The sequence below is a fragment of the Rhodanobacter lindaniclasticus genome (assembly GCF_004799035.1).
Classification (GTDB): domain Bacteria; phylum Pseudomonadota; class Gammaproteobacteria; order Xanthomonadales; family Rhodanobacteraceae; genus Rhodanobacter; species Rhodanobacter lindaniclasticus.
On the sequence record NZ_MWIO01000014.1, the window covers coordinates 204,847 to 213,709 of the forward strand.

Below are 8,863 nucleotides of genomic sequence, written 5' to 3' on the forward strand. Positions count from 1 at the left end.
CGCGCTGACCTGGGTCAACGCAGCCGCGCCGCCGGCACTCAACGCGCGCCCGCCAGCGCCTGCTGGCCGCGCCATTCCAGCTGCAGCCACACCCGCGCGTTGTCGCGGCCGAAGCCGTCGGCGCGGTAGTCGGCCAGCTTGAGCATGGCGTCGAGGCCGGCGAGCAGCGGAAGGCTCAGCGATGCGTTCCACTCGCTGCCGTAGCGGCCACCGCGATCGGCGCGGTAGTCGTGGTACGCCACCGCCCAGGCCAGCTTGCCGGCCAGACCGCTGCGACCGAACTTGCCGGCCGCGCCCACGTAGCGATCTTCCAGTCCGCCGGCGGGCGTCACGTTGAACTGGTCGTCCCAGCCGTTGAACGCGTGCAGCGTCGCCAGCGGCGTCTGCAAGGCATGCTGGCCGTTGCCGCCCAGGTGTTCCCAACCCAGCTTTGCGGTGACGCCGTCCTGCGTCCAGGTCGGCTCCAGCAACCAGTAGTGGTGGGCGAAGCGCTGCGGATTGTTGGCGTAGTCGCGCTGACGCGCCGCTTCCAGCGTCCAGCCCGGGCCGTTGCCGTCGCGCAGCGCCTTGCCGCTCCAGCGCGCGCCCCAGGTGGCACTGGAGGCCGTGGCCACGTCGCGGTCCTCGTGCAGGTAGGCGTAGCCCACCCATTGCTGCGCACCGCGGACCCACGCGGCGTTGAGCAGGTGCGTGTCCAGCTTGCGCTCGCGCGCCAGCGGATTGAGCGCGTCGCGACCGGCCACGCGATGCACGCGATCGAGCCAGTCATAGCGCACGGTCACGCTGTCCAGCGGCATCCATTGCAGCGCCACCGCGTCGTAGGTCTGCTCATGCTGGCGCCAGCCGCTGTTGCCGACCCAGCGATGGTTGTCCAGCAGCAGCCGCTGGCGGCCCAGCGTGGCGCCGAACACGTCGCCCTGCCACGCCAGCCAGGCCTGGTTGAGTTCGCTGCCATGCGGATCGGTGATCGCCGGATACTGCGTGCGGCCGTTCGCGCCGCTGTTGTAATGCTCGTTGGCCGCAGCCACGCCGGCGCCTTCCAGCAGCGCGCTCCAGCCCTCGCCGAAGCTGGCGCGCAGGCCCAGCCGCAGGCGCAAGGTGGTGGCGGCCGCGTCGCGGCTGAAGGCGTCATCGTCGACCTGCTCGTGGCGCAATCGTGCATCCCATTCCAGCTGCAGCGGCGCCGCCTCCGGCAGGCTCGGGGTGGTGGCGGTCGCGGCCGCGGGCGCGGCCATCGCGGCCGCCAGCAGACCGCTGGCGCAAAGCATTCGGCTAGTCGTTCTCATCGTGTCTTCCCGTGGTGGATGCGCGCAGTCTGCAGAGCGCGAAGCGGCGATCAGTTGACCGCGGTCATGTCCGCATCGGGAAAGCGGCGGCTGTGACAACACGCCGCGGAACCATGCGAAAACGCCGCCATGACGGCGGCGCTTCGCGAAACGATGGACGTCTGGACGTCCATTCGAAAACATCATCTCATGGCTTGTTCACCGTCTCGCCGATGGCCTTCACGAAGGCCGGATCGAGCCGGCCGATCAGCGTGGTGCGCGCAGCGATGCGGCCCTCGGCGTCGAGCAGGATCAGTTCGCTGGAGTGGTTGAACTCGCCGTCGGGAAGCTGCCGGTACTGCAGGCCGAGCACGCCGGAGAGCTGCCGCACCTGCGACGGCTCGGCGCGGGCCAGGGTCCAGATGCGCGGGTCCAGCTTGCGCTTCTCCGCATAGCTCTTCAGCGTGGGCACGTCGTCCTTGGCCGGGTCGAAGCTCACCGCGAGCAGGTCGATCTTCGCGCGCGTGGCCGGATCGAGCGCATTGCGGGTCAGGCGCAGGCTGTCGATGATCATCGGGCAGACCATCTGGCACGAGGTGTAGAACATCGTGACCAGCTGCGGCCGCCCGCGACGTGCGGCCAGCATCTGGCGCTGGCCATCCTGCGTGGTCAGTTGCACCGGCAGGTTGTAGACCGAATCGCCGGGCAGCGGCGTGGCGGCGGCAGTGCCGCCGAACAGCGCGGCCAGCAGGGCCAGTACGGGCAGAAGATGTTTCATCGCCGCTCCTTCAGTTCGACTTCGCGCAGCGGAAGCCCAGGTTGTTGGTGGTGTCGGCGGCTTTCAGCGCGGAGAGCATGGCGATGCGCATCAGCACCGCGTAGTTCTCCTTTTCCTGCAGGCTGATCGCACCGGCACCGCAGAACTTCAGCAGGTCGGGGTCGCCCTGCTCGCGGCTGTCGCTGGCCACCATCAGCGCGTTGAAATCGTCGACCCACTCCCACACCAGGCCGTTCATGTCGCGCACGCCGTAGACGTTGGCGACGCCGCCGACCTCGGGCAACGCCGAGCTGGACGGGCGCGAATACCAGCCCAGGATGCTTTCGCGCCAGGCCGGATCGGCCCGCGCATCGCGTCGGGTGGCGTCCGCCGCCGCGGCAAACTCCCATTCGTACCAGCTCGGCAGCCGCGCACCTTCGCTTTCGCAATAGGCCTGCGCGGCGAACCAGCTCACCCGCGTCACCGGCTGGCGCGGCAGCGCCTGCCCGCCCGGCACCAAGGGCGCCTCCCACTGGGTCAGGTAGCGTGCGTCGGCGAGGATGCCGGCCACCTTGTCGCGCTGCCATTGCGGGTGCTTCTGCACGAAGGCCAGGAACTCGCCGTTGGTGACCAGTTCGGTGCGCAGGCGGAACGGCGCGACCTGCGCCGCGGCCGCCTTGCCGTCGGCGGGCAGCACGCTGGTGAACGTGCCTCCCGGCAGCGCGACGTATTCCGCCGCCGCTGCCGGGAGTGCCAGCATCAGGCCGAACCATGCCAGCGCCAGCCGCACGCGCATGCTCAGTGCTCCGGTTCCGCATGCGGGCCGGCTTCGGCACGCGCCTTGGCCACGTCTTCCTTGCTGAACTGGCCGCCCGGGTTGTCCCAGCTGTTGATCACGTAGGTGAGGATGTTGGCCACCTCGTCGTCGTTGAGCTGGCTCATCGGCGGCATCACCGAGTCGTACTCGTGGCCGTTGACGGTGATCTTGCCGGTCAGGCCGTGCGTCACGATCGACATGGCGCGTTTCGGATCGGCGGCCAGGAAGTCCGATTTCGCCAGCGGCGGGAACACGTTGGCCAGGCCCTCGCCGTTGGCCTGATGGCAGACCGAGCAGGTGCCGGTGAACAGCTGCTTGCCCGCGGCGATCTGCTCCTCCTTGGTCAGCGTGCCGGCCGCATGCGCCTGGGCCGCGACGGTCACCGCCTTGAGGTTCGGTTCCGAGCGGTCGCCCAGGTAGACCGAGTCCACTTCCTTGCCCGAGTAGATCGACTTGTCTTCCGGACCGTCCACCTTGAGGATGCCCAACGCGCCCTTGTTGAATGCGCGGAAGATCGAGTGGTCGACCAGCACGTAGCTGCCCGGTACGTCGGTGTGGAATTCCACCGTCGCCGCGCCGCCGGACGGGATCAGCGTGGTCTGCACGTTGTGCTGTGCGATGGTGCCGCCCTCGGGTTGCACCTTGTCGAAGATCTCGCCGATCACGTGGAAGCTCGACACCAGGTTCGGACCGCCGTTGCCCACGAACAGACGCACTGTCTCGTTGGTCTTGGCGGTCAGCGCGTTGTCGCCGGTGAGCGCGCCTTCGCGACCGTTGAACAGCACATAGGTCGGGTGCTCGTCGATCGCCTTTTCCATGTCGAACGGCTGCAGGCCCTTCTGCCGGTACTTGCCGGTGGTGTAGAAGTCGCCCTGCATCACGTAGTACTCGTGGTCGACCGGCGCCAGACCTTCCGGCGGCTCGACCAGGATCAGGCCGTACATGCCGTTGGCGATGTGCATGCCCACCGGCGCGGTGGCGCAGTGGTAGACGAAGATGCCCTGGTTCAGCGCCTTGAAGGTGAACTGCGACTCATGCCCCGGCGCGGTGAAGCTGGAGGCCGCGCCGCCGCCCGGGCCGGTCACCCCGTGCAGGTCGATGTTGTGCGGCATCTTGCTGTCCGGCGCGTTCTTCAGGTGGAACTCCACCGTGTCGCCCTGGCGCACGCGGATGAAGCTGCCCGGCACGGTGCCGCCGAAGGTCCAGAAGGTGTAGCTGACGCCTTCGGAGATCGGCATCTCCTTCTCGACCACCTCCAGCTCGACGATGACCTTCGCCGGGTAGTTGCGATGGATCGGTGGCGGCACGTGCGGCGGGCTGGTCAGCACCGCGTGGATCGGCTCGCCCTGCGGCGGACCGAAGTCGCCACGCTGGGAAGCCACCGAGGTGCTGGCCGGTGGGGTGGCCGCGGCAGGCGACGCCGGGGGCTTGTCGGAGCAGGCCGCCAGCGCGAACACGGCGAGGGCGGCGAGGACGGTGGACAGCGGACGCGACATGGGGATCTTCCCGTTGGTTATGCCTGCGCGAAGCATGCCCGGCAAAACCCGGCGCCATTTGACCGGAGTCAAAAGTCCCCCCGAAACCCGCCCGCTGCGTCACCGCGCCACAGCGAATCCGCCCATCGCCTTCAGCCCGGGAAGACAGCCGCCGCCGCCCGCGACGACGTCATGCCCGCGTTCACCGGAATGGCGTCAGTCTGCCACCCGCCATCAACCCGTCTTGCCGTCCGCACGCGGGGTCAGGTAGATCCACGCCGAGCGCAGCACCCACGGCAGGAAGGCCAGCAACCAGCCGTAGGCGGCGATCACCAGCCACAGGTACATGTCGCCGCCCAGTTCCGCACGAATGCGCAACAAGGCCACGATCTGCAGCAGCACGAAGCACAGCCACGGCACCGCGCCCATCTGCATCGGCCGGCCGGAGTGGCCCTGGGTCACCCGGGTGACCATCGCCACCAGCATCGAGCCGAAGAAGCCGATGCCCAGCGCATGCAGCGGCGCGCGGCCCAGGATGAACTGGCCGCTGGTGGCGTAGACCACGTCCTGGATCGCAAACAGCACGAACGCCACCGGCAGCCACGCGAACGCCAGGTGCAGCACCGCCAGGATGCCGGGATGCATCGCCCGCCACGGCCGCCAGGTCAGCGAATGCCAGGCAAACACCAGCGCCAGCGGCACGTCGACCATGTACAGCCAGCCCAGCTCCCCGCGCCACGACAGCACCAGGTGCGCCAGCAGCAGCAACCACACCACCGGCATGCTCCAGTCCGGCCGCACCACCGGATAGCCCTTGATCATGTTGCCGGTGAAGAACGGCAGCATGCGGTGCATCACCGTGAAATAGATCGGCAGCAGCAAGCCGAAGGTGCCGATCCTGACCGCCAGCAGCGCGCACTCCGCCGGCGCGCCGAACAGGTAGGCGAGGAAGATCGCCAGCCCCAGCGTGCCCAGCGACAGCGCCGCCAGGCACGAGCGCGCGTGCCCCTTGCGCTCGGCCACCGAGGCACGCAGCACGCCGGCCAGCGTCCACACGCCGATCGCATAACCGAGCAGCATCAGCGCCACGCCCAGCTCCAGCACCCGCGGCAGCGCCAACAGGCCCACGTGGGCCAGCACGTAGCCGCCGAACAGGCAGCCGGCCACCGGCAGGAAGCGCGTGCGCGGCAGGTCCGGGCGACCCAGCCAGCGCGGGAAGGTGGTCATCAGGAAGCCGAACATGAACAGCGGGAACAGGCCGTACTGGATCAGCACGCCGTGCGCGTACAGCGGCGGGATCGACGGCTGCGGCCAACCGGCCAGGCCGAACCGTATCGAGGTCAGCTCCACCGCCCACCACGCCATGCTCAACATCACCGCGAAGGTGCCGGCCAGGAACAGCGGCCGGTGCGGCGCCGCCGCCAGCAGCCGGGGAATGTCGGCGAGCGGCGACGAGGTGGGGGGCTGGTCGGACATGGCGTGATCCCGCGAATGCGAATGACTCCCCATCGTGCCACAGCCAGCCGTGCAAGCCCCATGACCTGCATCAGGCACGAATCCGCACCGTCAATCGAGCTGGAACAGCGCCAGCTCCGGCCGGTGCAGGCCGAAGCCCTGCACGCGGTTCACGCCCAGCGCGGTCAGCGCCTGCACGGTGGGCGTGTCGGTGACCCACTCGGCGACCACCTCCAGCCCCAGCCGGTGGCCGATGTCGGTGACCGCCTTGACCATCAGGTGGCTGACCGGATCGGTCAGCATGTCGCGCACGAAACTGCCATCGATCTTGATGATGTCCAGCGGCAGGTTCTTCAAATAGGTGAACGAGGACATGCCGGCGCCGAAATCGTCCAGCGCGATGCGGCAGCCGGCCGCGCGCAGCTGCGCCATGCAGCGCGCCACCGCCGAGAGGCTGCGCGCGGCCACCGTCTCGGTGATCTCGAAGCACACCCGCGAGGGCTCCACGCGATAGCGGCGCAGCCAGTCGATGATGTGCTCGACCAGGGCGGCGTCCTCGATGCTGGCGCCGGAAAGGTTGATCGCGACCAGCTCCATCGCGCTGCCGGCCGGATGCAGCCGGTCGAAATTCGCCAGCGTGGTCTCGATCACCCAGCGGTCGACCAGCGGCATCAGGCCGTAGCGCTCGGCCGCCGGCACGAACACGCCCGGCAACACCAGCTCGCCGGACTCCTCGCGGAAACGCAGCAGCACCTCGATGCCCGGCGAACCGCTGCCCGGCGGCAGCGGCCACACTTCCTGGTAGGCCAGTTGCAGACGCCGTTCGTCGATCGCCCAGCGCAGGCGGTTGGCCCAGTCCATCTCGCTGCGCCGACGCACGGTCTGGTCGTCGCGCCCGGAATAGAAATGCGCGCGGTTGCGGCCCATCTCCTTGGCCATGTAGCAGGCGGTGTCGGCCTGCGCCAGCAGGTCGCGCGCCGACACGCCGGAATGGTCGATCACCACCCCGCCGATGCTGGCGCTGACCATGTAGCTGGTCTGCTCCCAGATGAACACGTAGCCGTCGATGCAGCGGCGAATGCGCTCGGCGCTGCGTTCGGCCTCGTCGCGGTCGGCCAGGCCGGTCAGCAGCACGCCGAATTCGTCGCCGCCGAGCCGGGCCAGCACGTCGCCCGCACCCAGTTGCCGACGCATCACGATCGCCAGCTGCGCCAGCAACTGGTCGCCGGCGGGGTGGCCGGAGGTGTCGTTGACCAGCTTGAACTGATCCAGGTCCACGTACAGCAGCGCGGCGATCGGCGAGGCGCGCGGCCCGGCCGCCAGCAGCGCCTGCAGCTGGCGCTCGAACTCGCGGCGGTTGTACAGATCGGTGAGCACGTCGTGGCTGGCCTGGTAGCTCAGCAACTGGTTGAGCTGACGCTCCTCGCTGATGTCGCTGGCCACCAGCAGCAGCTTGGCGTGGCCGCCCAGTTCCACCCGCGAGATCGCCACGCTGGCCCAGAAGCGTTCGCCGCCGGCATCCTGCAGCTGCGCTTCCATGCGACCGCAGCCGCTGGTGTCGTGCGCGCGCAGTTGCCGGTGCAGGTCGTCGTCATGGAACAGTTCGGGCAGGCGCCGATCGGTGATGCGGTCGCCGAGGCGATTGCGCGAGGCCTGGTTGGCGTAGGTGATGCGCCCGCCGTCGGCATCGGCCAGCACCACCAGCGCCGGCAGCAACTCGTTCAGCGCGCGGAAGCGTTCCTCGCTCTCGCGGAAGCGCCGGCTCATCCGCCAGCCCAATTCCAGCGCGCGCTGGCGCGTGCCGACGATGGAATACACCAGCAGCGCCAGCAGCACGCTGGCCAGCACGCCCACCGGCAGCGCCGACTGGCCCCAGTCGAAGCCCGCCGCGTAGGTCGGGCGCGAGCGCATCACCACGTCGAGCACGCGCCCGCCGTAGGCAAGCCGACGCTCGAAGCGGAAATCGTCGTCGGCCACCGCCGCGGGTGCGGAATCGAACATCGGCAGCGCGCGCGTCGGGTCGGTGATGTCGTACAGGGTCAGCCGCAGCTGCCGCCCCGCATCCGGCTGCAGCACGTTGTCGAGCAGCTTGCTGATGCGGAACGACACCGCGATCGAGCCGCGCATGCGCTCGCGCCGCTGCGCCATGGTGCGCGGCGGATCGCCCGGGCTGAACACCGGCAGGCGCATGGTGAACCCGTCCGGCGCGCCGGCGCCGGTCTGCTGCACCGGCCGGAACGGCGCGGACAACGCCACTTCGCCACTGTCGCGCGACGCCAGCAGGCCGGCCAGGTTGCTCGGTTGCGCCGCCACGTCGAGGTCGACCACAGCCTCGTTGCCCTTGCGCGGCCGCACCCAGCGGGTGATGAAATGCTCGCCCTGCGGGCCGCTCTCGCGCTGTGCGTAGGCCAGCGCCAGCAGGCCGGGGAACTGGGCGCGCGGACGCATGTTGTCGTAGAAATCGGTGAACTCGGTCTCGGTGACTTCGTCCGAGGCGAGGAACAGCGTCTGCACCGCACGCAGCAGCGATTCGGACTCATGCAGACGGTTCAGCAAGGCCTCATAGGTCTTGCTGGCCATCTCGCCACGCACCAGCGACTGTTCGGACAGCCGTCGCTGACGCTGCTGCTGGTGTGCGGCAAACGCCAGCATGAGGCCGGCCAGCAATGCCACCACGCCCCACCACGTGGCGCTGCGACGCCAGCCCGCCGGCACCGCCACGACGGGCTCCGCCGCCCCGCCCGCCCGGCGTTCCGTCCGCGTCGAATGGAGCTCGTGGAGTTCCATGGATTGTGGCAATTCCGCCGCCATGAGGTCCGGTGCGTCGATGGTACAGGAGCAAGATGCGTACGCCCGATGAAGGGCGCACGGCCGCGGGGGACCCGCCTGCCGACGGCGACGGATTTCCCCCTTTCCCGGCTATCGGCCGCTGGGCCGGATGATTGAGAGGAAGGCGTGGCGCGGACGGCCTGGCCATGGGTTCTACCCCGATTCTGCGGACACTTTCACTAAGCCCCATACTGGGCCAGAGGAGTGTCCATGTCCAAGCGCAAGCGTTACAGCCCTGAATACAAACGGGAGATCGTCGAACGGG

6 protein-coding genes are annotated in these 8,863 nt (G+C 69.1%); all 6 read right to left on the bottom strand.

The window, feature by feature from the left end:
• Positions 1-38: 38 nt before the first annotated feature.
• The 6 genes from B1991_RS05315 to B1991_RS05340 all read right to left on the bottom strand — a co-directional run bounded on the left by B1991_RS05315 (position 39) and on the right by B1991_RS05340 (position 8,490).
• On the bottom strand, positions 39-1,286 hold the full coding sequence (locus tag B1991_RS05315; protein WP_136257664.1) for an alginate export family protein: 1,248 nt from the start codon (positions 1,284-1,286) through the stop codon (positions 39-41).
• A 187-nt stretch (positions 1,287-1,473) separates the two neighbouring features.
• On the bottom strand, positions 1,474-2,043 hold the full coding sequence (locus tag B1991_RS05320) for an SCO family protein (protein WP_136257665.1): 570 nt from the start codon (positions 2,041-2,043) through the stop codon (positions 1,474-1,476).
• A gap of 10 nt (positions 2,044-2,053) precedes the next feature.
• Positions 2,054-2,818 carry a formylglycine-generating enzyme family protein gene (locus B1991_RS05325; protein WP_136257666.1) on the bottom strand — a complete coding sequence of 255 codons (765 nt, stop codon included), beginning with the start codon at positions 2,816-2,818 and terminating at the stop codon, positions 2,054-2,056.
• Between the two features lie 2 nt (positions 2,819-2,820).
• Positions 2,821-4,335 carry a copper-containing nitrite reductase gene (gene nirK / locus B1991_RS05330; RefSeq protein ID WP_136257667.1) on the bottom strand — a complete coding sequence of 505 codons (1,515 nt, stop codon included), beginning with the start codon at positions 4,333-4,335 and terminating at the stop codon, positions 2,821-2,823.
• Positions 4,336-4,548: 213 nt separating this feature from the next.
• Positions 4,549-5,790: an NnrS family protein gene (locus B1991_RS05335; protein WP_136257668.1), complete on the bottom strand. Its 1,242-nt coding sequence runs from the start codon at positions 5,788-5,790 to the stop codon at positions 4,549-4,551.
• A 90-nt stretch (positions 5,791-5,880) separates the two neighbouring features.
• Positions 5,881-8,490, bottom strand: a complete 2,610-nt coding sequence (locus tag B1991_RS05340; RefSeq protein WP_342773763.1) for a bifunctional diguanylate cyclase/phosphodiesterase — start codon at positions 8,488-8,490, stop codon at positions 5,881-5,883.
• Between the last annotated feature and the right edge of the window lie 373 nt (positions 8,491-8,863).